Source organism: Streptomyces sp. NPDC001832 (assembly GCF_040297265.1).
GTDB lineage: Bacteria > Actinomycetota > Actinomycetes > Streptomycetales > Streptomycetaceae > Streptomyces.
The window spans coordinates 70,223-94,081 of sequence record NZ_JBEOYU010000008.1; the positions used below are offsets into that span (position 1 = coordinate 70,223).

The 23,859-nt window shown below is 70.0% G+C and carries 27 protein-coding genes and 4 pseudogenes; 4 read left to right on the forward strand and 27 right to left on the reverse strand.

Annotated features, from left to right (window positions below):
* Positions 1 to 73 precede the first annotated feature (73 nt).
* Positions 74 to 1,048 (reverse strand): polysaccharide deacetylase family protein, encoded by a 975-nt coding sequence (locus ABT115_RS09310; protein ID WP_351785955.1) that lies wholly within the window; start codon positions 1,046 to 1,048, stop codon positions 74 to 76.
* Between the two features lie 115 nt (positions 1,049 to 1,163).
* Here ABT115_RS09310 and ABT115_RS09315 point away from each other — a divergent pair, with 115 nt between their 5' ends.
* Entirely contained in the window at positions 1,164 to 2,438 is a 1,275-nt protein-coding gene (locus tag ABT115_RS09315; RefSeq protein ID WP_351785957.1) for a THUMP-like domain-containing protein, read from the forward strand.
* Between the two features lie 60 nt (positions 2,439 to 2,498).
* On the opposite strand, the gene ABT115_RS09320 is transcribed toward ABT115_RS09315, so the two are convergent.
* Positions 2,499 to 3,164 carry a hypothetical protein gene (locus ABT115_RS09320; protein ID WP_351785959.1) on the reverse strand — a complete coding sequence of 222 codons (666 nt, stop codon included), beginning with the start codon at positions 3,162 to 3,164 and terminating at the stop codon, positions 2,499 to 2,501.
* A gap of 97 nt (positions 3,165 to 3,261) precedes the next feature.
* On the opposite strand from ABT115_RS09320, the gene ABT115_RS09325 reads away from it, so the two are divergent.
* The gene (locus tag ABT115_RS09325) at positions 3,262 to 3,882 is read left to right on the forward strand and encodes a class I SAM-dependent methyltransferase (protein ID WP_351785962.1); all 621 of its coding nucleotides are present in this window, start codon (positions 3,262 to 3,264) and stop codon (positions 3,880 to 3,882) included.
* Positions 3,883 to 3,900: 18 nt separating this feature from the next.
* Here ABT115_RS09325 and ABT115_RS09330 read toward each other — a convergent pair whose 3' ends face one another.
* Genes ABT115_RS09330 through tsaB form a run of 4 tightly spaced genes read right to left on the reverse strand, consistent with a single transcriptional unit; the run spans position 3,901 to position 6,492 of the window.
* Positions 3,901 to 4,185, reverse strand: a complete 285-nt coding sequence (locus ABT115_RS09330) for a hypothetical protein (RefSeq protein ID WP_351785965.1) — start codon at positions 4,183 to 4,185, stop codon at positions 3,901 to 3,903.
* A complete protein-coding gene (gene tsaD, locus ABT115_RS09335; RefSeq protein WP_351785967.1) occupies positions 4,182 to 5,294 on the reverse strand; it encodes a tRNA (adenosine(37)-N6)-threonylcarbamoyltransferase complex transferase subunit TsaD in 1,113 nt (370 codons plus the stop codon). The genes ABT115_RS09330 and tsaD overlap by 4 nt, the downstream gene beginning before the upstream one ends.
* A complete protein-coding gene (rimI, locus tag ABT115_RS09340; protein ID WP_351785970.1) occupies positions 5,294 to 5,833 on the reverse strand; it encodes a ribosomal protein S18-alanine N-acetyltransferase in 540 nt (179 codons plus the stop codon). Before rimI ends, tsaD begins: the two co-directional genes overlap by 1 nt.
* Entirely contained in the window at positions 5,830 to 6,492 is a 663-nt protein-coding gene (gene tsaB / locus ABT115_RS09345; RefSeq protein WP_351785973.1) for a tRNA (adenosine(37)-N6)-threonylcarbamoyltransferase complex dimerization subunit type 1 TsaB, read from the reverse strand. The genes rimI and tsaB overlap by 4 nt, the downstream gene beginning before the upstream one ends.
* Before the next feature lie 145 nt (positions 6,493 to 6,637).
* Here tsaB and ABT115_RS09350 point away from each other — a divergent pair, with 145 nt between their 5' ends.
* Positions 6,638 to 7,219: a hypothetical protein gene (locus tag ABT115_RS09350; protein ID WP_351785976.1), complete on the forward strand. Its 582-nt coding sequence runs from the start codon at positions 6,638 to 6,640 to the stop codon at positions 7,217 to 7,219.
* 51 nt (positions 7,220 to 7,270) lie between these two features.
* Here the strand turns inward: ABT115_RS09350 and ABT115_RS09355 are convergent, their stop codons facing one another.
* The 16 genes and pseudogenes from ABT115_RS09355 to ABT115_RS09430 all read right to left on the reverse strand — a co-directional run bounded on the left by ABT115_RS09355 (position 7,271) and on the right by ABT115_RS09430 (position 19,123).
* Positions 7,271 to 7,480, reverse strand: coding sequence for a hypothetical protein (locus ABT115_RS09355; protein WP_351785979.1), 210 nt, complete (start codon positions 7,478 to 7,480; stop codon positions 7,271 to 7,273).
* 295 nt (positions 7,481 to 7,775) lie between these two features.
* Positions 7,776 to 8,339 carry a tRNA (adenosine(37)-N6)-threonylcarbamoyltransferase complex ATPase subunit type 1 TsaE gene (tsaE, locus tag ABT115_RS09360; protein WP_351785981.1) on the reverse strand — a complete coding sequence of 188 codons (564 nt, stop codon included), beginning with the start codon at positions 8,337 to 8,339 and terminating at the stop codon, positions 7,776 to 7,778.
* On the reverse strand, positions 8,308 to 9,570 hold the full coding sequence (locus ABT115_RS09365; RefSeq protein WP_351785984.1) for an alpha/beta fold hydrolase: 1,263 nt from the start codon (positions 9,568 to 9,570) through the stop codon (positions 8,308 to 8,310). Before ABT115_RS09365 ends, tsaE begins: the two co-directional genes overlap by 32 nt.
* Positions 9,571 to 9,663: 93 nt before the next feature.
* Complete coding sequence (alr, locus tag ABT115_RS09370; protein ID WP_351785987.1) at positions 9,664 to 10,818, reverse strand: alanine racemase; 1,155 nt, start codon at positions 10,816 to 10,818, stop codon at positions 9,664 to 9,666.
* 107 nt (positions 10,819 to 10,925) lie between these two features.
* The gene (locus tag ABT115_RS09375) at positions 10,926 to 11,312 is read right to left on the reverse strand and encodes a DUF488 domain-containing protein (protein ID WP_351786211.1); all 387 of its coding nucleotides are present in this window, start codon (positions 11,310 to 11,312) and stop codon (positions 10,926 to 10,928) included.
* A 77-nt stretch (positions 11,313 to 11,389) separates the two neighbouring features.
* Positions 11,390 to 12,850 carry an NAD(P)H-hydrate dehydratase gene (locus tag ABT115_RS09380; RefSeq protein ID WP_351785990.1) on the reverse strand — a complete coding sequence of 487 codons (1,461 nt, stop codon included), beginning with the start codon at positions 12,848 to 12,850 and terminating at the stop codon, positions 11,390 to 11,392.
* Between the two features lie 4 nt (positions 12,851 to 12,854).
* Positions 12,855 to 13,223 carry a holo-ACP synthase gene (locus ABT115_RS09385; protein WP_351786214.1) on the reverse strand — a complete coding sequence of 123 codons (369 nt, stop codon included), beginning with the start codon at positions 13,221 to 13,223 and terminating at the stop codon, positions 12,855 to 12,857.
* 24 nt (positions 13,224 to 13,247) lie between these two features.
* A complete protein-coding gene (gene glmS / locus ABT115_RS09390) occupies positions 13,248 to 15,095 on the reverse strand; it encodes a glutamine--fructose-6-phosphate transaminase (isomerizing) (protein WP_351785993.1) in 1,848 nt (615 codons plus the stop codon).
* Between the two features lie 161 nt (positions 15,096 to 15,256).
* A complete protein-coding gene (locus ABT115_RS09395) occupies positions 15,257 to 16,312 on the reverse strand; it encodes a CU044_5270 family protein (RefSeq protein ID WP_351785996.1) in 1,056 nt (351 codons plus the stop codon).
* Positions 16,300 to 16,950, reverse strand: coding sequence for an RNA polymerase sigma factor (locus tag ABT115_RS09400; RefSeq protein WP_502969052.1), 651 nt, complete (start codon positions 16,948 to 16,950; stop codon positions 16,300 to 16,302). Before ABT115_RS09400 ends, ABT115_RS09395 begins: the two co-directional genes overlap by 13 nt.
* Positions 16,951 to 17,142: 192 nt before the next feature.
* A complete protein-coding gene (locus tag ABT115_RS09405; RefSeq protein WP_351785998.1) occupies positions 17,143 to 17,319 on the reverse strand; it encodes a hypothetical protein in 177 nt (58 codons plus the stop codon).
* Positions 17,320 to 17,566: 247 nt separating this feature from the next.
* Positions 17,567 to 17,686 (reverse strand): annotated as a pseudogene (locus tag ABT115_RS09410) (Scr1 family TA system antitoxin-like transcriptional regulator); the annotation flags it as partial.
* On the reverse strand, positions 17,683 to 17,985 hold the full coding sequence (locus ABT115_RS09415) for a helix-turn-helix domain-containing protein (protein ID WP_351786001.1): 303 nt from the start codon (positions 17,983 to 17,985) through the stop codon (positions 17,683 to 17,685). The pseudogene ABT115_RS09410 and the gene ABT115_RS09415, both read right to left, overlap by 4 nt.
* A gap of 168 nt (positions 17,986 to 18,153) precedes the next feature.
* Positions 18,154 to 18,390, reverse strand: a complete 237-nt coding sequence (locus ABT115_RS09420; protein ID WP_502969053.1) for a helix-turn-helix domain-containing protein — start codon at positions 18,388 to 18,390, stop codon at positions 18,154 to 18,156.
* A 14-nt stretch (positions 18,391 to 18,404) separates the two neighbouring features.
* Positions 18,405 to 18,743: a helix-turn-helix domain-containing protein gene (locus tag ABT115_RS09425; RefSeq protein ID WP_351786003.1), complete on the reverse strand. Its 339-nt coding sequence runs from the start codon at positions 18,741 to 18,743 to the stop codon at positions 18,405 to 18,407.
* On the reverse strand, positions 18,740 to 19,123 hold the full coding sequence (locus ABT115_RS09430; protein WP_351786005.1) for a type II toxin-antitoxin system RelE/ParE family toxin: 384 nt from the start codon (positions 19,121 to 19,123) through the stop codon (positions 18,740 to 18,742). The genes ABT115_RS09425 and ABT115_RS09430 overlap by 4 nt, the downstream gene beginning before the upstream one ends.
* A 229-nt stretch (positions 19,124 to 19,352) precedes the next feature.
* Here ABT115_RS09430 and ABT115_RS09435 point away from each other — a divergent pair.
* Positions 19,353 to 19,945: pseudogene (locus ABT115_RS09435) on the forward strand (site-specific integrase); the annotation flags it as partial.
* A 395-nt stretch (positions 19,946 to 20,340) separates the two neighbouring features.
* On the opposite strand, the pseudogene ABT115_RS09440 reads toward ABT115_RS09435, so the two are convergent.
* The 5 genes and pseudogenes from ABT115_RS09440 to ABT115_RS09460 all read right to left on the reverse strand — a co-directional run.
* Positions 20,341 to 20,730, reverse strand: a pseudogene (locus ABT115_RS09440) (RICIN domain-containing protein); the annotation flags it as partial.
* 167 nt (positions 20,731 to 20,897) lie between these two features.
* Complete coding sequence (locus ABT115_RS09445; protein ID WP_351786008.1) at positions 20,898 to 21,455, reverse strand: Imm1 family immunity protein; 558 nt, start codon at positions 21,453 to 21,455, stop codon at positions 20,898 to 20,900.
* A 125-nt stretch (positions 21,456 to 21,580) separates the two neighbouring features.
* On the reverse strand, positions 21,581 to 21,940 hold the full coding sequence (locus tag ABT115_RS09450) for a DddA-like double-stranded DNA deaminase toxin (RefSeq protein WP_351786011.1): 360 nt from the start codon (positions 21,938 to 21,940) through the stop codon (positions 21,581 to 21,583).
* Between the two features lie 186 nt (positions 21,941 to 22,126).
* Positions 22,127 to 23,365 carry an IS701 family transposase gene (locus ABT115_RS09455; protein WP_351786220.1) on the reverse strand — a complete coding sequence of 413 codons (1,239 nt, stop codon included), beginning with the start codon at positions 23,363 to 23,365 and terminating at the stop codon, positions 22,127 to 22,129.
* 158 nt (positions 23,366 to 23,523) lie between these two features.
* A pseudogene (locus ABT115_RS09460) lies at positions 23,524 to 23,853 on the reverse strand (polymorphic toxin-type HINT domain-containing protein); the annotation flags it as partial.
* Positions 23,854 to 23,859 lie beyond the last annotated feature (6 nt).

The window sequence follows — 23,859 nt, forward strand, 5'->3', positions numbered from 1 at the left end:
ATGCTCGAACCTCCGTACCAGCCGTCGAACCCGCTCCCGCATCGCCCCGCGGCGAGCAGCCGGTGCACCCTTCTCATACGTAGTCCTCCAGCCGGGCCACGGCGTACCCCTTGTCCGTGATGGTCTTCATGACCGCCCGTACCAGGTCGGCCATGCTGCCGCCCCAGTCCTTCCGGCCCCGGAGGTGCGTGACGATGATGTCGCCGGGGTGCAGATCCTGGTCCTCCTCGCGGTACTCCATGCGGTCCGGGAACGCCTCCGCGTTCCAGAGCGGCACGGCCTTGATGCCGCAGGCCTTCGCGATGCGGAGCGTGTCCGAGTCGTATGTGCCGTACGGCGGGCGGAAGAGGGTGGGGCGCTGCCCGTACTGCTTCTCGATGATGGCCTGCTGGTCGCAGATCTCGCTCCGCTGCTCGCTGTACGAGAGCCGGGGCAGGTGGGGATGGCTGAGCGTGTGGTTGTTGAGGCCGACGCCCAGCCGCTGCATCTCCAGGAAGTACCCGTAGCTGTCGCGCACCAGGTAGTCGCTGAGGAAGGCGCTGTACGGGATGTCCAGCTCGTCCATCATCTGCAGCAGTTCGGGGTCCTTCTCGGCACCGTCGTCCATCGTCAGGAAAACGATCCGGTCCTTGGTCGGGACGGTGGTGAAGACCGGCGGCAGCGAGTCGTCGCCGCCGTTGACCTTGAACCCCTCGCGGGTGGTGATGTGCGGCTTCACGGCAGGCGGCGGGGGTGCGATCAGGGGTGGACTGTCCAGCCCCCACTTCTTGGCGAGGGCCGCCCGTACAGCCGGGCTGAACCTCGCGTTCTCACGGGGCCCGGCGGGTGCGCCGCCCTGGCCGGCCCACTGTCCGGGGCCACCCGCGAGTCCGGCGGCGGGTCGGGCCCGGTGCTCGTCGCCGTCACCGCTCCGGCCGTCGGCCCCGAAGACGCAGCCGGAGCAGACCGCGGCGACCAGGAGTGCGGCCAGGACCGCGCAGGCCGGCCGATGCCTGCCGGGGCCCCGCCCGCACCCCGGTTCGGGCACACCCGGGCTACTCCTTTTCATGTTAATTTTTCCTTTTGTCGCACTAGCTGCATGGCGTCGCATCCTGCCAGCACGTGGTCCGGCGCCCCGGCCCGACACCGCCACCGGGCCCGCCGGTCAACCCGGCTGGCTCACAATGGGACGGGTGAACGCTCTCCCCCCGAACGGCCCGTCCACCGCCGACGGCCGGTCCGACGCTCCCGCCCCGTCCGGCGCAGGCGACCCCCTCGCCGCTTTCATGGCCCTGCGCACCCCCGAGGGCGCGGCGCTCCTGGACGGGCTGCGGTCGTACGACCCCGCCCAGGAGCTCGCCACCGCCACCCGGCTGCGCCGCACCCACCCGGCCTCGCTGGTCTCGGCGGCGCTGGGGCAGGCGCGGCTGCGGCAGCGGGCGGTAGCGAAATTCGGTGCCGAGGACGCGTACCGGATGTTCTTCACGCCGAACGGCGTCGAGCAGGCGACGCGCACGTCGGTGGCCACCCATCGCGCACAGCGATTCGTGGAGGCGGGCGGCGTGCGGAGCGTCGCCGACCTCTGCTGCGGAATCGGCGGCGACGCGATCGCGCTCGCACGGTCGGGCATCCGTGTCCTCGCGGTGGACCGCGACCCGCTGACCGCCGAGGTGGCCCGCGCCAACGCCGCCGCGCTCGGCCTGGACGGTCTGATCGAGGTGCGCTGCGCCGATGTCACCGAGATCGACACCTCGCCGTACGACGCGGTCTTCGTCGACCCGGCCCGGCGCGGCGGCAGGGGCAGGATCTTCGACCCCGAGGCGTACTCACCGCCGCTCTCCTGGGCAACCGGCGCCGCGCTCAAGGCCCCCCGCGCCGCGCTGAAGATCGCCCCCGGCATCCCGCACGAGGCGATCCCGGCGCAGGCGGAGGCCGAGTGGATCTCGGACGGCGGCGATGTGAAGGAGGCGGTGCTCTGGTTCGGCGAGGGCTTCGCGGCCGGTTCCTACCGCGCCACCGTGCTTCCGGCCCGCGCCACCCTGTGGTCCGGCGCCCCGCTGCCCGCCCCGCCCGTCGGCCCGGTCGGCCGCTTTCTGTACGAGCCGGACGGCGCCGTCATCCGCGCCCATCTGGTCGCCGACATCGTGGCGCGGTGCGACGGCCGACTGATCGACGAGACCATCGCGTACGTCACGAGCGACCAGCCCTACGACTCCCCGTACACCACCGGGTACGAGATCACCGACCGGCTGCCGTTCAACATGAAGAAGCTCAAGGCGCTGCTGCGGGAGCGGAAGGTCGGCGTCCTGACGGTGAAGAAGCGCGGCTCGGCCGTCGAACCGGAGGAGCTGCGCCGCCGGATGAAGCTTCAGGGGCCGAACGCCGCGACGGTCTTCCTGACCCGGGTGGCCGGAGCCCCGACGATGCTGATCGGCCGCCCGGTGACCGGCCCCGTCTGACCGGCGGCGCCGACGGCCGTCGGGCCTGGTCCGCACCGCGCTGCGCGACCAGGTCCGGGTTCAGCGGCGCGCGCCGCCCCCAACGGAGCACAGCGGCTCGGGAGCGGTCGCCCCGATCAGGGTCCGCAGCACCCAACGGCGGTGGGCGAACGCCTTGGTGATGCCGATCAGTCCGACGATCCAGCCGGTCATCCCCAGTCCCATGACCAGGGCAACCAGACCGTAGGTCTCCCGGCCCACCTCGGCGGTCGCCGGGACGGCAATGCACGCGTACAGCCCAAGTGCGCACAGCGCGAAGGACGTCAGCAGCCAGAGGAGGCTGACGCCCGGCATCCGCAACCGCGCGTCGCGCGCCGGATCGCGGCCCAACTCGCCCCAGGCGGCGAGCAGTCGGCGAATATCGCGGTCGCGGCGCAGACCGATGACGACGAGGACGATCGCGGGCACCATGCAGCAGACGCCCATGGCGGCGAGGATCACGCCGAGCAAGGCACTGAAGACGTCGTACGTCTCCTCCAGCGTGATGAGCGCCGCGCCCACCAGCGACCAGCCCACCGCACAGAGCGCTCCCCACAGCCACAGCATCGCCAGCCGGCCCGGTGAAACATGCATCTTCACCAACTCCCCGAGCACCACGGCCCGGTCGGTGAGCAGCGCCTCACGGTCGGGCCAGGCGCGTATCTCCACGGGCGGTGGGGGCGGCGGCAGTTGTGCGCGGCGAGACATGGGCCCGACCCTACCGACCGGCCCTCCCCCTGCGGGCGGCACGGTGCGGCGGGGCCGCCGAGGTGCCATGCTGGAAAGGGACGCACGGAGGTGCACGATGGGGTTCTATGTCGAGCGGATCGTGCCCCGGATCGTCGATGTCGTCGGCGGAACGAAGGCGGTCGAACCGCTGCGGCGCCGGGTCTGCGAGGGCCTGTACGGCGAGATCATCGAGATCGGGTTCGGCTCCGGACACAACGTTCCGTTCTACCCGGACGCCGTCACCGACGTGGCCGCGGTCGAGCCGTCCGATCTCGGCTGGAAGCTGGCCCATGACCGTATCGAGGCGGGGCACACACCGGTGCGGCGCGCCTGTCTGGACAGCCGATACCTGCCGTTCGAGGACAACACCTTCGACGGCGCCCTGTCCACCTGGACGCTGTGCACCGTCCCCGACGCCGATGCGGCGCTGCGCGAGGTGCGGCGGGTTCTCAAGCCTGGCGCGACCCTGCACTTCCTGGAGCACGGGCTGGCTCCGGAGGAGGACGAGAACGTACGCCGCTGGCAGCGCCGACTCGATCCGGTGGAGCGGCGGCTCTTCGCCGGGTGCCATCTGACCCGGCCGGTCGCCGAGATGCTGACGGCCGCGGGGTTCACGATCGTCGATCTCGACGTGTTCTACGAGAAGGGCGCGCCGAAGGCGATGGGCGCCGACTCGCTGGGCGTCGCCGTGCCCTGACGGGACCACAGAATGTCCTCAGCCGAGGGATTCGACGGCTTCCAGGGACTCGAAGCGCCAGCGGTGCACCGGGCGGGTGATCAGCTCGGCGTCCGGCTCGGGGAGTTCGGGCAGCTCGTCGCCGTACGCCCCCTGCCACCAGGTGATGACCAGGACCCGGTCCTGCGGGGCGCGCAGCAGCTCGCGGCGCAGCGGCTCGTGGGCCAGCTCGGCCGACCGGGCGCGCGCCCACTCCAGGAGTTCGGAGCCCCTGCCCTCGGCGGCGCGGGCCTCCCACATCAGCGCGACGGTCGTACCGCTCATGAGTAGAGGTTGTCCTTGCTGATCTCGTGCACGTGGTCGTGATCGTGGTCGTGTGCGTGTGCGTGGGCACTCGGTACGTGGGTGTCGGTCACCGGCAGCGACGAGTCCGCGGACAGCTCCAGGTCCGAGGCCGGCCGGCCCCGGGCTACCATCTCCGCGCCCAGCGCCGCGACCATCGCCCCGTTGTCCGTGCACAGCCCCGGCCGCGGCACCCGCAGCCGGATACCGGCCCGCTCGCACCGTTCCTCGGCCAGCGCCCGCAGCCGCGAGTTGGCCGCGACACCGCCGCCGATCATCAGGTGGTCGACGCCCTCGTCCTTGCAGGCCCGGACGGCCTTCCGGGTGAGCACATCCACCACGGCCTCCTGGAAGGACGCGGCCACATCCCGTACCGGCACGTCCTCGCCGGCGGCCCGCTTCGCCTCGATCCAGCGGGCGACGGACGTCTTCAGGCCGGAGAAGGAGAAGTCGTACGCGGGATCGCGCGAGCCGCTCAGACCGCGCGGGAACGCGATGGCCTTCGGGTCGCCCTCCTTCGCCAGCCGGTCGATGACCGGGCCGCCGGGGAAGCCGAGGTTCAGCACCCTGGCGATCTTGTCGAAGGCCTCGCCCGCCGCGTCGTCGATGGTCGCGCCCAGCGGCCGTACGTCGTTGGTGATGTCCGGCGCGAGCAGCAGCGAGGAGTGGCCGCCGCTGACCAGCAGCGCCATTGTCGGCTCGGGCAGCGGGCCGTGTTCCAGTTGGTCGACACAGATGTGCGAGGCGAGGTGGTTCACCCCGTAGAGCGGCTTGTTCAGCGCGTACGCGTACGCCTTCGCCGCCGAGACGCCGACGAGCAGCGCGCCCGCCAGCCCGGGGCCCGCGGTGACGGAGATGCCGTCGAGGTCGCGGGCGCTGATCCCGGCCTCCTTCAGGGCGCGCTCGATGGTGGGGACCATCGCCTCCAGGTGCGCGCGGGAGGCGATCTCCGGGACGACGCCGCCGAAGCGGGCGTGCGTGTCGACGCTGGACGCGACGGCGTCGGCGAGCAGCGTCGTACCGCGGACGATACCGACGCCGGTCTCGTCGCAGGAGGTCTCGATGCCGAGTACGAGCGGTTCGTCAGCCATCAGTCAGTCTCTGTTTCCTGTGCGAGCTCTTGTGCGTGCTCTTGTACGTCTTCGTGTACGTCTTCGTGTACGTGGAGGCGCATGACGAGTGCGTCGACGTTGCCCGGCTGGTAGTAGCCGCGGCGGAAGCCGATCGGTTCGAAGCCGAAGCGTTCGTACAGCTTCTGCGCCCGGGTGTTGTCGACGCGGACTTCGAGCAGCACCTCGGCGCACTCGAAGGCCGTGGCGTGCTTCAGCAGATCGGTGAGGAGTGCGGAGCCGAGGCCGCCGCCCCAGTGACCGCGGGTGACACCGATCGTCTGTACGTCGGCGAGATCACCGGCCGCGGCGAGCCCGGCATAGCCGACGATCCGGCCGGTGGCGGGGTCCTCGGCGACCACATAGCGGCGAGTGGCCCGCGGGCCGCGGGAGTGCGCCAGTTCGGACCAGAACATGCCGGCCGACCAGGCGTCCTCCGGGAACAGCTCGTGTTCGAGGTCCAGCACCGGATCGATGTCCCACCAGCGCATCTCGCGCAGCACGGCAGTCGTGGTCGTCACTTCGGGGTGACCACCTTGTAGTTCTTGGGGACCTGGGCATCGGGCCTGCGGAGGTAGAGCGGCTGCGGCGGCAGCAGTTCCGCCCCTGCGGCGAGACGCTCGGCGGCGAGGGCCGCCAGCGCCCCTGCGGAGACGTGCTCGGGGCCCCGGGCGTCCGGGAAGACCTCGGGGTAGAGCACCGCGCCCGCCCCGACGACGGGGAGTCCGGCGAGCTGCTCGGCGATGTCGGCGGGCCGGTCGACGGCGGGCTCCGTGGCGCGCGTACGGGAGTCCACGTACCTCGCCCAGTAGACCTCCTTGCGGCGGGCGTCCGTCGCGACGGCGAACGGGCCTTCCAGGCCGTCCTGCCCGGCGGCGTACGCGAGACCGTCCAGGGTGCACAGCCCGTGCACGGGTACGGAGAGCGCGGAGCCGAAGGTCGCGGCCGTGGCCAGGCCGACCCGCAGACCGGTGTACGGTCCGGGGCCGACGCCCACGACCACGTCCGTCACGGCGTCGAGGCCCGCTCCGGCCTCGGCGAGGACCTGGTCGACGGCGGGCAGCAGCAGTTCCCCGTGCCTTCGAGCATCGACCTGACCGGACTCGGCGACGACGGAGGTCCCGTCGTGCAGGGCGACGGTGACGGCGGGGGTGGCGGTATCCACGGCGAGCAAGAGCACGCAAACAGCCTACGGCTCCTCCGACCGGGCACGGTCTCCTGTACGGCGTCCCGGTACGCCCCGCCCCGGCTGCTACCGTCACCGTGTACACGCGGGTACGACGTAAACGCTTGTACTACGAACGGAAGCGAAAGGGGCGCGCACGGTGTCTAGGGGCAGCTCGGGATTCGTGGCCGGGCTCACTGCGGCGGCTCTAGGCGTGGTCGGTTTCCTGGCCTACCAGGCCTCGGCGAACGCCCCCGACTCCGTCGCCGTCCCCAAGCCGAAAACTTCCAGCAGCGCCCCGGCCACCGGCGACGACAAGCCGAAGGACGACAAGCCGAAGGACGAGAAGCCGCCGGCCGCGCTCCCGGTCGGCTCCGGCACCGGAAAGCGTGTGGTGTACGCCCTGGAGGACCGTCAGGTGTGGCTCGTCGACGCGGCCGGGGATGTGGCCAGGACCTTCGAGGTCATGCCGAGCACGCTGAGTCCGCAGCCCGGGACGTACGAGGTGGTTACGCCGCGCCAGGGGCCGCCCACCAAGGGCTCGGACGGCGTGATGATCGAGCACGTGGTGCGGTTCGCGACGGTGGAGGGCGTGTCCGTCGGGTTCAGCGCGGCGGTGGACGGCTCTATGAAGAGCCCGGACCCGTCACTGAAGACGGGCGGCGTGCGGATGTCCCGGGCCGACGGGGATGCGCTGTGGGAGTTCGCGCCGGTGCACACGAACGTGGTCGTCGTCCCGTAGCTGTCAGCCGCCGGTTCTGCCCTCGTCCCGTGACGGGACACCGCGCACAGGCTATGCCGCGTCGCGCCGGGACGGCAGCTCGTCCGTTTCTTCCTCGTCCGGCTCAGCAGGTTCAGCCGGCTCGACCGGTGGCGTGGACACCGCCGTGGCGGCGGCGCACGAGGCCAGCAGGTCCTTCATCGACAGGGGGGAGGACGGCTGCGGTGACGGCTGCGGCTGCGGCTGCGGCTGCGGCTGCGGGTCATGCTCGGGCGTCGGCATGGATACCTCCTGGAGCTCCGGTGGAGGTCGTGGTTAGGCAGACCTAACCAGGTCTCCCGTCCATGTGACCACGACCGACGCTCCCCGCGCAACAATTTACCGACGGCTTGTCGGAAAGAGTGCCGGACGACCGAATCCGCAACTCGAACTGAGCACGCCGAAGACCGGCAGCACGGTAACGACCTCGGGGGAAATAGGGACTGGATCAAGGCCGCGAGCGTGCGTGCCAGACGCAGCGACGCCGCTCACTATTGCCCCCGAGGTCGTAAGTGAGGCACCCGTCCAGCAGCACCCCCTACCGGGCCGCCTGTCCCGGCAGTTCGGTGGTCATGTCCTCGCGCAGTCCCGCCCAGCGCGCCCCGATCCCCACCAGCGTCACCGAGCGCCGTTCGTCGTCCGTGTCGCCGACCGCGCGGTGGATGAGCACCTGCAGCCGGTCCTCCGACAGCTCCTCGACCTTTCCCTCGCCCCACTCCACGACCACCACCGACTCCGGCAGCGAGACATCGAGGTCCAGGTCCTCCATCTCGTCCAGCCCGCCGCCGAGGCGGTACGCGTCGACGTGGACCAGCGCGGGACCGCCGGTCAGGGACGGGTGGACGCGGGCGATCACGAAGGTGGGAGAGGTGACGGCGCCGCGCACCCCGAGGCCCTCGCCGAGCCCCCGGGTCAGCGTCGTCTTTCCGGCGCCGAGTTCACCGTTGAGCATCACGAGGTCGCCGGGGCGCAGCACACCGGCGATCCGGCGGCCGAGGGCCTGCATCTGTTCGGGGGACTCGACGGCGAGGCTCACGGTGACGGTGCCCGGCGCGGCACCCTCGCCCGCCTCAGCCGTCAGGCTGTTGTGCGGTGCTTCCATGCTCGCCAACGTTAGCCGCTGCCGGCACCGCACCGACGCGTACCAGCAGGTCCGCCAGCCGGTCCGTCACCGTCTCAGGGTGTTCCAGCATCACCAGATGACCGGCGTCCGGGACGATGACCAGCTCCGCCTCCGGGAGCTGATCAGCGATGGCCTCGCTGTGCGAGCTGGGCGTCACCAGGTCCTTGTCGCCCGCCAGGATCAGCACCGGGAGGTCACGGAAGGCGGGCAGGACGTGGCTCTTGTCGTGTTCGGTGAAGGCCGGGTAGAACTCGGCGACCACATCGATCGGGGTGGATTCGATGAGCCGCTCGGCGAACCGTTCGACCGCCGGGTCCACGTCCCGCGAACCGAACGAGTACCGCTTGATCAACCCGGCGAAGAGATCGGCGGTTGCCCGTCGGCCCCGTTCCACCAGTTCGGCCTGGGAGCCGAGCGCCCTGAGCACCCCGGGCAGCACCCGTCGCACCGCGTTCACGCCCGCGATCGGCAGCCCGAAACTGACCTCGCCGAGCTTCCCGCTCGATGTGCCGACGAAGGCCACGGCAGCGACCCGGTCCCGGATGAGCTGGGGGTACTGCTCGGCGAGCGCCATCATCGTCATGCCGCCCATCGAGTGCCCGACCAGCACCAGCCGCCCTTCCGGGGCGGCCGCGTCGATGACCGCCTTCAGATCACGGCCGAGCTGGTTGATGCCGACCGTCACCCCGCCCGCCTGGTCCCGGCCCCGCTCGGAGCGGCCGTGGCTGCGCTGGTCCCAGTGGACGGTACGGACCAGACCGCGCAGCGCCGCCCGCTGGAAGTGCCAGGAGTCCTGGTTGAGGCAGTAGCCGTGGCTGAAGACCACGGTGACGGGTGCGGGTGCCTTGCGGCCGAAGAGCCGGCGGCGGCGCGTACCGACCCCGGTGGCGGCGGTTGCGCTCTCGCCGCCCGAACCGGTCCCCGTGCCGCCGTCCGGTTCGACCTCGTCGATCTCGTAGTACAGCTCGGTGCCGTCGTCGGCCGTGGCCCGGCCGGGCAGTCCGCGCAGCGAGCCGTACGGTCCCGAGGCGTCCAGCTCCAGCCTGGCCTTCCTGCGCATGCCCCGGCCCACGGTCAGCCGCTCGACCGCGACGCCGGCGGCGGCTCCGGCCGCGATCACACCTATGGCGGCTCCAGCGAATCCCGCCCGGCGCCAGCCGACCGCCGTAGCGGCGTCCGTCACCGCGTCCCCCGCGCTGATCTCGCTCACCGTGCCGCGCTCCTTGTCGGTCGTATCCGTCAGGTCAGGGCTGGTCTGTTCCGGTCGTGCTCAGATCGTGCCTGGTCAGGAACGCTTGATCGGTCAGGACTCGGCCGGGGTGCCATGCAGATGGACGCGCGGCACACGAGTGCCGATCCGGGTGACGATCTCGTACGCGATCGTGTCGGCGGCCTGCGCCCAGTCCTCGGCGCTCGGCTCTCCCCGGTCCCCCGGGCCGAAGAGCACCGCCTCGCTGCCCACCTCGATCTCGTCCCCGTCGAGGTCGACGACGAACTGGTCCATGGCCACCCGGCCCGCGATCCGCCGCCACGCACCGCCGACCAGGACGGGTGCGCGGCCGGACGCGTGGCGCGGGATGCCGTCCGCGTAGCCGACCGGCACCAGGCCCAGAGTGGTCTCGCCGGAGGTCGTGTAGTGGTGTCCGTAACTGACCCCGTGACCGGCCGGCACCTGCTTGACCAGGGCGACCGACGCCGCGAGCGTCATGACGGGGCGCAGCCCGAAGTCGGCCGGTGTGCCCAGCTCGGGGCTGGGCGAGATGCCGTACATCGCGATCCCGGTCCGTACGAGATCGAAGTGCGCCTCGGGGATCGTCAGCGTCGCCGGGGAGTTGGCCATATGGCGCACCTCGGGGTCGACGCCCTGCTTCTCCGCGTACGCGACCATGGACCGGAACACGTTCAGCTGGGCGGCGATGGAGGGGTGGCCGGGCTCGTCGGCGCACGCGAAGTGGGACCAGAGGCCGGTGACCCTGACGGTGCCCGCGTCCTCGGCAGTGCGGGCGGCGGCGACCAGCTCCGGCCAGTCGGCGGGCTGGCAGCCGTTGCGCCCGAGGCCGGTGTCGGCCTTGAGCTGGATACGGGCCGGAATGCCGGCCTCCGTGGCCGCGGCGAGGACCTCACGCAGGGCCCACATCCCGCTCACCGACACATCGATGCCGGCCTCGATGGCCTCGCGCCAGGGGCCACCCGGCGTCCACAGCCAGCACATCACCCGGCCGCCGAGCCCGGCAGCCCGCAGGGCGAGCGCCTCCTGCGGCGTCGCGGTGCCCAGCCAGGTCGCCCCGGCCTCCAGCGCGGCCTGGGCGCAGGGCACCGCACCGTGCCCGTACGCATCGGATTTGACGACGGCCATGAGCTGCGCGCCTGCCGTCCGGGCGCGCAGTACACGCACGTTGGCGCGCAATGCGGCGAGGTCGATCTCGGCACGGGCTCTCAAGGACGCTGTCTCGTTCATCGCGCCAAGTCTCTCAGAGACGCACGACAGGACCCTCGGGCGGCGGGTCGGGAAGGCCCCGCAGCCGGGGTCGTGCGCCGTGCCGGGTGTGTACGGGTGTGTACACCTCAGTGATGACGCAGCTGGTGTTCCAGATGGTCGACGAGGACCGGGACATGGCTGTGCGGGACGTCCTTGACCGCCGTGACCAGCGTCACCGGGCCGCCCGCGCGGACCAGTTCCACCAGCTCCCCGACGGCCGCCGTGTGGGCGGGGTCGTCCAGCTCGGCGCGGTAGCGGTCGACGAAATCGTCGTAGCGGGTGCCCGAGTGGTCCTCGTGGTACCAGGCGCGCAGCTCGTTCGACGGGGTGACGTCCTTGAGCCACTTGTCGATGCGGGCCCGGTCCTTGGCCACGCCGCGCGGCCAGAGCCGGTCGACGAGGACGCGGGTGCCGTCGCCGTCCTCCTGCGGGTCGTACACCCGGCGTATACGCACATCGCTGCTGCCCACGATCGGCCCTCCTGTCGCCCCTGTCGGCCCCTGTCGCCCCCTGTCGGCGTCTGCCTGCCTCTGCCTGCGCCCAGGATCGCTCAGGCCCGGACGTCCCGCCATGCCACCGGAATCGCCTCGGCGACGTCCTGCGCGGCGACGGGGGCGCCGTTCGAGGCGTGGCGGGCGGCCAGGCCGTGCAGATATGCGCCGACGGACGCGGCGTCGCTCGGGGCGAGGCCCGCGGCCAGCAGGGAGCCGGTCAGGCCGGAGAGGACATCGCCGCTGCCGGCCGTGGCCAGCCAGGAGGTGCCGGTCGGGTTGACCCGTACGGGAGTGTGTCCGGTCTCGGTGGCGACCAGGGTCGTCGACCCCTTCAGCAGGACCGTGGCGCGGTAGCGGGCGGCCAGTTCCCGCACGGCGGCGAGCCGCCCCGCCTCGACCTCCTCGCGCGGGACGCCGAGCAGAGCTGCGGCCTCACCGGCGTGCGGCGTGAGGACGGTCGGTGCGGTGCGCGAGCGTACGACGGTGGCGTCGAGCAGCCGCAGCCCGTCCGCGTCGACAAGCACCGGAACGTCCGCGGCCAGCACGCCACGGACCGCCTCGACGGCCTTGGTGCCGTCACCGAGCCCCGGCCCGACGACCCATGCCTGCACCCGCCCCGCCTTCGACGGCGGCCCGGCGTGGACCAGCGTCTCCGGATGGCGGGCGATCACCGCGTCGGCGCCGGGACCGACGTACCGCACGGCGCCGGCACCGCCCCGCAGCGCCCCGGAGACCGCCAGCACCGCCGCCCCCGGGTACCGCTCCGACCCGGCGACGACGCCGACGACACCACGTCGGTACTTGTCGCTCTCATCGCCGGGAAACGGCAGAAGTGCGGCAACGTCCGCGTACTGCAGAGCCTCCAGACCGGGTACGTCGGGCAGCTCGGGTCCGAGCCCGATGTCGACGAGGTGCAGGGCGCCCGCCAGGCCGGCGGCCGGGTCGATGAGCAGCCCGGGCTTGTACGTGCCGAAGGTGACGGTCGCGTCGGCGCGCACGGCGTCGCCGAGCACCTCGCCGGTGTCGGCCTCGACCCCGCTGGGCAGATCGACAGCGACGACGGTCGCACCGGTCGCCTCGAAGGCCCGCACCAGTCCGGCGGCCTCCGCGCGCAGCCCGCCGCGCCCGCCGATGCCGGTGATCCCGTCGACGACGAGATCGATGTGCCCGCCCCAGGCACTCGTCAACGCGTCCCCCTCCGCCACGCGCCCGCCCGCCGCGAGCAGCGCCGCGAGCCCGCCCTCATGGGCGCGCCCCGGCGAGGTGAGCACGGCGCGCACACCCGCGCCGCGCCGGGCCAGCCGGGCGCCCGCGTACAGCGCGTCGCCCCCGTTGTCGCCGCTGCCGACGAGCAGGACGACCCGGGACCCGTACATCCGGCCGCGCCGCCGCAGCAGATCGCCGCAGACCGCGGCGAGACCCGCGGCGGCCCGTTGCATCAAGGCGCCCTTGGGCAGCTTGGCCATCAGGGCCCGTTCCGCGGCCCGTACGGTCTGAACGCTGTACGCAGTACGCATGCACTCAACCCTCCGCGATCACCACGGCCGACGCCACCCCCGCGTCATGGCTCAGCGAGACGTGCCAGTGCGCCACGCCCAGCTCCGCCGCACGCGCGGCGACGGTCCCGCGGACGCGCAGCCGGGGCTGCCCGCTGTCCTCGACGTACACCTCGGCGTCCGTCCACAGCAGCCCGCCCGGCGCGCCGAGCGCCTTCGCGACGGCCTCCTTGGCGGCGAACCTGGCGGCCAGCGAGGCGATACCGCGCCGCTCACCACTGGGCAGCAGCAATTCTCTGTCCAGGAAGAGCCGCTGGGCCAGATGTGGCGTGCGCTCCAGCGCCGCACCGAACCGTTCGATCTCCGCCACATCGATCCCGACCCCGATGATCACGCGCTCACTCACTCATTCATTGATTCACTCGACTGTCACGGACTTCGCCAGATTGCGCGGCTGGTCCACCTCGTTGCCGCGGGCGGTGGCCAGTTCGCAGGCGAAGACCTGCAACGGGACGGTCGCCACCAGCGGCTGAAGCAGCGTAGGCGCAGCGGGAATCCTGATGAGATGGTCGGCGTACGCAGCGACCGCTTCGTCGCCCTCCTCCGCGACGACGATGGTGCGGGCACCGCGGGCCCGGATCTCCTGCATGTTCGACACGATCTTGTCGTGGAGCACCGACCGGCCACGCGGCGACGGCACGACCACGACGACCGGCAGATCGTCCTCGATGAGCGCGATCGGCCCGTGCTTGAGCTCACCGGCGGCGAAGCCCTCGGCATGCATGTACGCGAGTTCCTTGAGCTTCAACGCGCCTTCGAGGGCCACCGGGTAGCCCACATGGCGGCCCAGGAAGAGGACGGTGTCGTGGTCGGCGAGGGAGCGGGCGAGCCGCCGCACCGGCTCCATGTCCTTCAGGAGCCCTTCGATCTGCCCGGGAATCTCGGAGAGTTGCCGGACGACGGTCCGGATCTCGTCGCCCCACTTCGCGCCGCGGACCTGGGCGAGATACAGCGAGACGAGGTAGCAGGCGACGAGTTGCGTCAAGAACGCCTTGGTCGAGGCGACGGCGACTTCCGGCCCGGCGTGCGTGTAGAGGACCGCGTCGGACTCACGCGGAATGGTCGAGCCGTTGGTGTTGCAGATGGCGAGGACCTTCGCCCCCTGCTCGCGGGCGTGCCGCAGCGCCATCAGCGTGTCCATCGTCTCGCCGGACTGGGAGATCGCGATGACGAGGGTGCGCTGGTCGAGAATCGGGTCGCGGTAGCGGAACTCGCTGGCGAGCTCCGTCTCGCAGGGCAGCCGGGTCCAGTGCTCGATGGCGTACTTGGCGATCATCCCGGCGTGGAAGGCGGTCCCGCAGGCGACGACGACCACCTTGTCGACTTCTCGGAGCACGCTCGGCGGGATGCGTACCTCGTCGAGGTGGAGCGAGCCCGCGCGGTCGATCCGCCCGAGCAGGGTGTCGGCCACGGCCTTCGGCTGCTCGAAGATCTCCTTGAGCATGAAGTAGTCGTAGCCGCCCTTCTCGGCGGCGGAGACGTCCCAGTCCACGTGGTACCTGCGGACCTCGGCGGGCCGGCCGTCGAAGTCCGTGACCGTGATGGACTGGCTGCGCAGCTCGACGATCTGATCCTGTCCCAGCTCGATCGCGGACCGGGTGTGGGCGATGAACGCGGCCACGTCGGAGGCCAAGAACGCCTCCCCGTCCCCGACCCCGACCACGAGCGGCGAGTTCCGCCGGGCCCCCACCACCAGGTCCGGCTCATCGGCGTGCACGGCCACCAGCGTGAATGCCCCTTCGAGCTGTCGGCAGACCTGCCGCATCGCCTCTGCCGGATCACCGCTCGACGAGTACGCCTCCGCGAGCAGATGGGCGACGACCTCGGTGTCGGTCTCGGACGCCAGATCATGGCCGCGCTCGGCGAGCTCGGCGCGCAGCAGCGCGAAGTTCTCGATGATGCCGTTGTGTACGACGGCGACCCGGCCCGCATTGTCGAGATGCGGGTGGGCGTTGGCATCGGTGGGAGCGCCGTGCGTGGCCCAGCGGGTGTGCCCGATGCCGGCGGTGCCGGCCGGGAGGGGCTTCTCGACCAGCGCCTTCTCCAGATTGACGAGCTTGCCGGCCTTCTTCACAGAGGCCAGTTGGCCGTCGGCGAGAACGGCGACGCCCGCGGAGTCGTAGCCCCGGTATTCGAGGCGCTTGAGCCCTGCGACGACGACATCAAGCGCGGGCTGCTCACCGACATACCCGACGATTCCGCACATACCGATCCCTGTCCTTTCGTGGCCGCCCTCCCCTCACTTCCCTCGGCATCGTCGCAGAAGGGGCGCGGGGCGGCCGGGACCGAAATCAAGGCGGTGGGGGCCGGCCGGACCAGTACGCCCCGGCCAGCCGCGCCCGAAGGTCCACGAGGGAGAACTCCTCGTCAGGGCTTGTCGCCCTTGGCGTCGACCACGGCTGCACTGACCCGCGCCGTGCTGGTGATGATCTCCCCAGCCTTGTGCTTCTCGGCCGGGAGCTCGGTGCCGGGCATGAAGATCGCCTCGTAGTCCTCGGCGGCCACGAAGCGGATGCCCGCATAGCTGTAGTCGCGGGGGCTGATGAGGATCTCGCGCTGCTGGTGCGAGCCGTCCTCCTTACGGGTGATGGCAATGGCGTCGCGCCCGGCGGCGTCCTTCACCAGATGGTCGGTGACCTCGACACCAGGGATGGTGGCCAGCGCCCGGTAAAGACGGGCGAGGGCGTCCGGGGCGATTGGGTAGTTCTCGATCATCAGCCCCATCGCGCGGAAGCTGTGTTGGGCCTCGGCCTCGGGAGGGGCCTCGGCAGTGTGGCCCGTCGGATAGAACGAGCGGACCTTCTCCAGTAGGCGGGCCGGGTCATCGGGCAGCTTGTTGGCGGCCCGGTACACCTGGAGAGACGTGCGGTAGTCGTCGTCCTTGCCCTTCTTGGCCGCGGCGGAGTTGTCGTACGGAACCCAGGAGTCGGGGCTGTCCGAGATCCGGGAGTTGAGGTTATTGAACACGCGCCGGGACTCGGGGCTGTCCGGGATCCGGGAGTCGGGGTTGAACGAGCTCCGGCCCGCGGCGGAAGAGCTCCCCTGGGGCTTCTGCTCGACAGTCTTCGTCCTGGTGTAGATCCACTGGTCCTTGCGCGGCTCGGGCGGGGCCTGCTGCATCTCCAGCGCGTCGGCGGCCTGGTTCAGTACCTCGGCCGGGCTGCTCAGGGTCAGGGGCTTCGCCGCGGCGACGCCGCCCTGGGAGGGGCCGGAGGCGTCGCCGATCTGTGCGGTCAGCAGGGCGGCGGCGGTGATCGCCGCAGCTGCGCCGATCGCGGCGATCCGCCAGTCGGCGCGCAGTCGGCGGGCGCGGCGGCCGTCCGCGATGGCCTCGGTGAGCCGCCGCCGGCCGGGAGCGAGCGCGGCACGGTCGGGAACGGGAGCGTCGGCGCGCATCTGGCGCAGGGTGGTCATGTCGTCCATGACGGGCTCGTCTCCATGATGTCGGACGTGAATGCGGGGTCGGTGTCGAGCGCCGCGCGAACCTTGCGGCGGGCGCGGTTGAGGCGGGACCGTACGGTGCCGACCGGGATGCGCAGCGCTTCGGCGACCTCCTCGTAGGCGAGGTCGGCCCAGGCAACGAGCAGCAGCACATGGCGGTCGCCGGGAGAGAGCGCGGCGAGCGCTCCGGCCAGCGGCGCCTGGGCGGCTATCCGGTTGTCGGACCGGTCGCTCCAGGACGCGGCGACCGGGTCCTCCCCGGTCCGGGCCAGGGCGCGCAGGCTCCGCTCCTCGCCGCGCCGGTGCTTGCCGATGAGGTTCGCCGCGATGCCGTACAGCCAGGGCCGGGCGCCCAGGCGGGCGGTGTCGTAGCGGCGCCGGGAACGGAAGGCGATGAGGAAGGTCTCCGCCGTGATGTCGTCAGCCGCGCCCTCCCCGAGGCGGCGGGCGACGTACCGGTGGATGTCGGGAGCGTGGCGGTCGTAGAGCCCGGCGAAGATCTCCGGCTCCTCCAGCGACTGGGTGACGATCCCGGCATCGTCCTGGGGCGGCGTGTCCGCCAGTCCGGCCGATGGGTCGGGCGACAGTTCAAGCGGGGGTCCAGCCGGGGGTCCGGCCACAGTGTCTCCTGGGGTTCGGTCGGTGAGCGCGTCACCCCTTGTTCCCCGCACGGCACAGAAAGGTTCACGGGGGCGCGGGGGCTGAGGGCACCGGTTTCCGGGCAAGCGGATCCTCAGCCCCTGTACGAGCCTCGTATCAGCTCCATCTGCGGCCGATCCTCAACGACCTCAGCACGGACCGGGTCCGGCTCTTCAGCCCACCACCTCCCGGCGAGGACGCCGGCCACGGGATGGAGTCGAGTCGGCGTGACGCTCCGGCATCCGTACCACCGCGGCGGCCGACACCCCCGCGTCGATCACCTCGGCCCGGTCCGGGCCGAGCCGGTCGGAACTGGCGCTGACGGAGCCCGCGGCACCCGAAATGATCACTTTTCGCCTGATCCGGGGCCGCGTGGCGGGCGTACCGTCTGAAGTGTTGCCGCAGAACGGAGTTCGCCGTGTCGCAGAGTTGAGAAGCACGCCGGCGCTCGGATCGCCCGTATCCGGAAGCAGCGCGGCCTGACGCAACAGGGGCTGGCGATGAGGGCGCACGTGTCGAAGTCGCTGTTATCGAAGGCCGAGTGCGGGCAGAAGCCCGCCTCCCCGGCTCTTGCAACGGCTTACGCATGGCGAAGAGAGCCCGTGCATGCGCCTCGGTCTGCAGCAGGCCCGGTACGACGTGGCTGCTGTACTCTTGGACCTCCACGGCCTGGCTTTCCAACTTCGCATAGTCCTTGAACCAAGCCGGATACTTCATCGGGCCCGCGCCTTCGCCCGTACCACCTCTTCCTTCGTGCCCCGCAGCAGCCCGCCCGCCACCAGCAGGTTGTCCGCCGCGTCCAGGAACTCCGGCTGTGGCGTCCTGCGTCCTCGTTCCAACGACCGGATCAGGTCCTCGCTGTAGCCGAGCTGTTCACCCAACTCCCGCTGAGTGAGGCCGGCTCGCTCCCGCAGCAGCCGGACCTGGCGGCCGATTACGCGGAACAGGTCCGCGGCCTCTTGAGTCCCAACGCCGCAGTTATGAACGAGGACCGGTGTGGCACCTGCCAGCAACATAGTGCGTGTGCGGGCGGGGTCGTCGTCAGCTGCAACTTCGCTGGCCAGGCTCCGACTTGACAGCCGTTCCACGTCCGTGCATGTGCACTGAAGTCCACCGGTGGTGCCGTCACTACTGCCGTCAACGGTCTAGACCACTCAGGGGATTTTCGGGACTTGAGAGCCACGTCAAGCGGCCTCGTCGTGCGGGGTGAGACTGATGCTCAAGTCAGCTCCAAGGGCACGGGTCAGGCGGCGCAGCACTGGAAGGGTGGGCACCGTTCCGCCAGCTTCGAAGCGGGAGATCTGCGGCTGTTTCATCCCGCACCGCTCAGCCAGCTCGGCCTGGGACAGCCCGAGCTCGGTGCGCCGGTCGTGGACGAGTCTGCCGAGTTCGCGGGCAAGTGCTGTGGACGCGTCATGCATGGCTCCTCCCGGAGTCAGGCGGCCGGGGTAACGATGGTGACGGTGGGCTCATCCCCAGGGGCGAGGTGCATGTCGACGGTGAGGTCGAGGGCTCGGGCCAGGCGCATGATGACAGCGATGGGCGGCAGTTCGGTGGCGGTCTCGATGCCTTCGATCTCGTCGGTGGTGGTGTGCAGGCGCTCGGCCAGGTCGGCCTCGCTCAGCCCGAGTTGCTTGCGCCGGCCGTAGACGGCCTTGCCCAGTGTCATGGCCAGGCTGGCTTCTTCGTAGACGCGGTCGTACTCGGGGTCCGCGTCGAGGTGTTCACCGACCAGCTGGCGGTGGCGGCGGGTCCTCCATTCACTGTGATTCATCGGTTCTCCTTGAGGTCGCGGCTGTAGAGGTCGTGTTCAGCGGCTGCCTGATGCTCGACTTCGCACAGCCGTTGAGCGGCGTGCGCGCGGTCCACTTCGGCCTGCTCGCGCATCTTGGTCTTGCGGAACACGGTGAGCAGCACGACGCGACGGTCGGGTGCGAGCCAGTAGGTAATGCGCTGGTGGGCATCGCCGAGGCGGAAGCGCAGTTCGCGGAGCTTGCCGCCCAGGTGGCGGGAGTGCGGTTCGTCGAGCGTGGTGGGCTGCTCGGCGAGCAGGTCGGCGACGCGTTCAGCCTGCTTGTAGTGATGGGCGGGAATGTTCTCCAGCCACAGCCGAACCTCCGGCTCGATCTCGATCGAGTACCGCCCACTGTCCATAGCACCGATGATATATGGCCCGGGGTGCGAGAGCGCGACTTCGCAGCTCAGGTCGTGTGCCATCGCCGCGACCGCAGCCACTCCAACGTCGCACACCCCAATACTCCCCCCTTCGTCCTGATGCCACGGCGCCGCCGTAAACCAGCGGCAACCGGCCGAAGCGGCGCAGGGCCGGCTTCTTTCGGCAGGATCGCGCCCGAGCGGGAGAGGCAGCGTGCGGCCGGGCTAGCTAGACGCCGCCCGCGTTGAGCCCCGCTGCTGTGCCGCCGGAACATGCTGCGCCAGGCGGCTCTCGCCGCTGACCCTGGCCTACGTCCACTCCGTCCTCAGTCCGCCCTGGAGCACGCGGTACGGGAGGAGGAAATTTCGCGCAACGTCGCCCGTAATGTCCGCACCGGCACACCACGGCCCCGACGCTTCGAACCCTTCACCGCCGAAGAGGCGCGTGTGTTCCTGGCCGCTGCCAGCGCTGACCGGTTGCAGCCGCTGTTCGAACTCGCTCTGCACACCGGGCTCCGCAAGGGTGAACTCCTCGGCCTCCACTGGGAAGACCTCGACCTCAACGCAGGCACCGCCACCATCCGCCACTCACTCCAACGCACCCGAACCGGCGGCCTCACTCAGCTCCCCACCAAGACCCGCGCCTCCGAACGCCGCATCGCCCTGCCCACCGAATGGCTCCACTCCCTCAAGGAGCACCAGGAACGGCAGGAGAAGGAGCGGAAGAAGGCCGGGCCGATCTGGAGGAACAGTGGCCTCGCCTTCACCACGCCCACCGGCAGATCTCTCGACCCGGCCAACCTCACGCGCCGCTTCCGCAGGTCGTACTCGCGGGCGCCGAGGTGCACGAGCCCGCTGGAGTCGTCGTCAGTGCCTCCGATGTACCCCTTGTGGGACTGCCAGTTGGCGCTCCCATTGCGGGCGACACCGAACGGATCGGTCTTCTCGAACTTCACCGCGTTGCCCGCGGCCAGCTTGACGTTGGCGTAGGCCGTGCCGTTCTGGTCGGTGACCTGCATCGACAACTGGTCGGCGCCGCCGCCCTGCTTGAACCGCATCACCACCGGCCCGCCGGCCTGCTGGTAGTAACGCTCGGTGTAGGCAGGCGTCCCGTCGACATTGACCGAGACAGTGGTGTCCCCGAGGTACAGCGTCCGGGTGCTCGCGGTGAGCGCCATCAGCCGCTCACCGGAAGGCCCGTAGACGTACGTGGTCTCGTCCGCCGGGGCCCACGACTGGGCCGCCCCGCTCGCGTCACACGTACCGAACTGAAGGTCCGTGCCCGAGGCCGAGTTGCCGCCCGGGACCACCAGGCACTTGCCCGAGGCGACGTGCTTGAGCTTGTGACCGGCCTCGACCGCGTCTGGGCAGAGGTCTCCGCTACACGCCCGGGCGGCCGATAGCGCACCGTTGGTACAGCCGATGGTCGGCGGCCGCTCCCGGTCCTTCAGTGGCGGCTCCAGCGCCCCGGCCGCCGATGGGTCCAGCGTCATGACGGCGCGTGGTTCAACGCTCGGGGCGTTCCGCCTGTCCGGGAACGTGCAGAGGGTGGCAACGCATGCCAGCCGGTGAACGATGTCGGTAAGCCGTGTGCGTGAGAAGCGCATGCACGGTTTGACGGGCGGGGGCTGGAGACGGAGCCCTCACAGCCCACCGCGCCAGTCCCCGACTCTACTCAGCGCGAGGTCCAATGTTGGCGAACCTTCAGAGTGGCGCCATCCCCAAGTTCCCTTTTCACAGGCTCGCCCGATCGCCTATCAAGGTGCATTTCGGGCTACCGTAGGCTATCCCAGTCGGTCTCCGGGTCTTCGACAAATTCCACAATGGGCGGCCGATCAAGGCGCTGACCATTCATATGACCAACAACCCAGTCAAGACTTTTCGGGCGTTCGCCGGAACGTTCGCGACAGAACTCCTCCACCGCCGCCCTGATGCGAGTGACCGGCAGCGCACTAGCTGGATCATGGAAAAGGGGGTACCCAGGATCTGACACGACACGGGGGTCAGCAGCAACTGGCTGAGGATTGTCCGACACCCACACAGACTCGTAGATTGCGGTTCGCTTGGGAAATCCCTCGTCGGCGAACCATACTAGCGCTCCGTAACCGGTGTGCTCATTCAATGCCACACGCAGATTGCTTGCGACTACGGGCTCCCCGTCACTGACGCGCCCATTTGCGAGGCAGAACCACGCATCGTCGCCCGGAGTGCACGAAGCACCTTCGCACTCTTCTCCTCGCAAGCCGTCCAAGACTTCAGTGCTGAGACGACGAATCTCGTCCCAACTCTCGACATGACGCCATTCACCCCTGCAAGAGACGCTCAAAATCAAAACTCTGCACCTCCATCATCAATTCTGTGCTCGCCCATGTATCGGGGTTCGCTGCATGACGCCTGAGGCGTCACGGAAGTGAACCGTCAAGGTTGAATTCACAGGCAGGATCGCCGCGGCAGTCATCATGCAGGAGAATTTACCTGAATAGGGCCATCTGCGTGATTGATCACAACATGCATAGACGTAACACCGGTCTGCATCATCCGCCAGGCCAGTTTCGTTTCCACATGACTACGCGATTCGTGCGAGCCATTCGGAGGGTTCGCGATGTTGGAAGAGTCCAGGAGGAAATCATTGATCTCGTCCGAAAACGAGGGGTAGCCACTCCTGAACGGAGCACCAACCGCCTGCGCATCGCCCGATTCGCTGATGTTGACAACCTGGCCAACAGTGGGGTCGTTTTTACCGCGCGCCGGAAGTCCGTCGGCAATGTCCCCAACACTGCAGTTGTGAACGAGGACCGGTGTGGCCCCCGCCAGCACATAGTACGTGTGGGCGCCGAGCAGTCGTCACCTGCATTTTCGCTGGTCAGCGAATTCAGGCCGGCCCGTGGGGGTGCGTGGAAGTGCCGTGTTGTGCGCCCGTGTTGCCGTCGGCGTTGCCGTCAGACGGCTGCGCGCGTGAGGGCGGTGGAGTGGGCTTTGTACTCCAGCCGTAGATCTTGATCTTCATGCTGGCTGGGTGTCCTGTCGTTGGTAGTGGGCGGCTTGGGCCCTGGCTTGATGGCGTCGTCGCCACTGTGACCAGCGGAGTCGGTGGATGGCGGTGTGGAGGGGCCGGGTGACAAACGTGGTGAACAGGTGCTGGATCTCGTTGCGGGTTAGCGGGATCAGGCCGTCGGACGGCTTGTGCTGGTCGTGTTCGAGTGCGGTGACCGCAGCGAGGAATGCGTGCGCGAGCATTGCGAGGGTGACCCAGCGATGCCAGGACGTCCAGCGTCTGACCTGGTGCTCGTCCAGTCCGGCCAGGCCCTTGGACGACTGGAAGGTTTCCTCCACCGTCCACCGCCGCCCGGCGAGATCCGCGCTGACGCCCTGGTCAAGGGGATCCCGAAGCGGGCCTGGCAGAAGCTGTCCGCCGGGGCCGGAGCCAAAGGCCACCGCTACTACGACTGGGCCCTGGCCGCCGTCGCCGACGACCGTCCCGGCCACTGGCATCTCCTCGTCCGCCGCAACCGCCGCACCGGCGAACTCGCCTACTACCGCTGCTACTCGACCACCCCGGCCACACTGCAGACCCTGGTAAGGATTCCCGGCCGGGGTGGCGATGTGGTGACGGCAGGAGACGGCGAGGACGTAATTCTGTCCCCGTTTCTCCAGGGCGGTCCGCAGGTGGGTGTTGTCTCCGTAGACCTCGTCCCCGGTGACCCAGCCCGCGGGAATCCCGGCGTCCAGAGCCCGTTCGATCATCCGGACAGCGAGCTGAGGTTTCGTCGCGAACGTGTGGGTCTCGGGGATGCCGGCTGCCCGGCAACGGTCCGGGTCGTCGGTCCATGACCAGGGCACGTAGAGCTCGCGATCGACGGCAGTGTGTCCACGTGGGGTGGAGTAGGCGAGGTAGACGGCGACCTGGCTGTTCTCGATGCGCCCGGCAGTGCCGGTGTACTGCCGCTGCACGCCGACCGTGTGCGTGCCTTTTTTCAGGTCGCCCGTCTCGTCGACCACCAGCACGACCTCGTCGGCGCCGAGGTGGTCGACGACGAAGCCGCGCAAGTCGTCACGGATGGCTTCCGCGTCCCACTTCGCCCGTGCGAGCAGGTGCTGCAGACCGTCCGGGGTCGCATGACCGACGTGCTCGGCATGGGTCCAGCAGTTCTTTCTGGGCAGGCCCGCCAGCAGGCCGAGCACCAACTCCCGGGCGTGCCTGCGTGGTTCGACCCGGGCGAACCGCCCGGCAATGCGACCCATCAAGACCTCGAACGTCTCCTGCCAGCGGGCAGGCTCTATTTTGTGACCTGCGGCCACCAGCTGTTCTTCTGTCTTCACACACTGATGATCACTGGTGGCCGTACGCATGCCCGCAGGCACCCCGACCAGCAAGATCAAGATCTACGGCTGGAGTACTAGTACGTGTGGGCGTCAGAGACGGTCAGGTTGTGGACCGTGGCGCCGGTGCTGGTCCAACGCTTGACCGCTGCGATCTGGACGTACGTGCCCGCGCTGGTGCGCAGCCACTGGCCCGGCCTCAGGTCGGACGCGTCGACCCGCTTGCGAATGAACGGAACCCAGAAGGGGTGGCCTTCCGTGGCCGTGATCTCGGATGTGGCCGAGCCCGCAGGTCCGTCCGTGTCGACCGTGAGCTTGACCAGGTGCTTGAGGCCCTCGCCCTTGATCTCGGCCGTGACCGTCCCGACCCGGGTCTCGCCCGTCTGCTCGTCGGTCGCGACGACCTTGTCGACGGC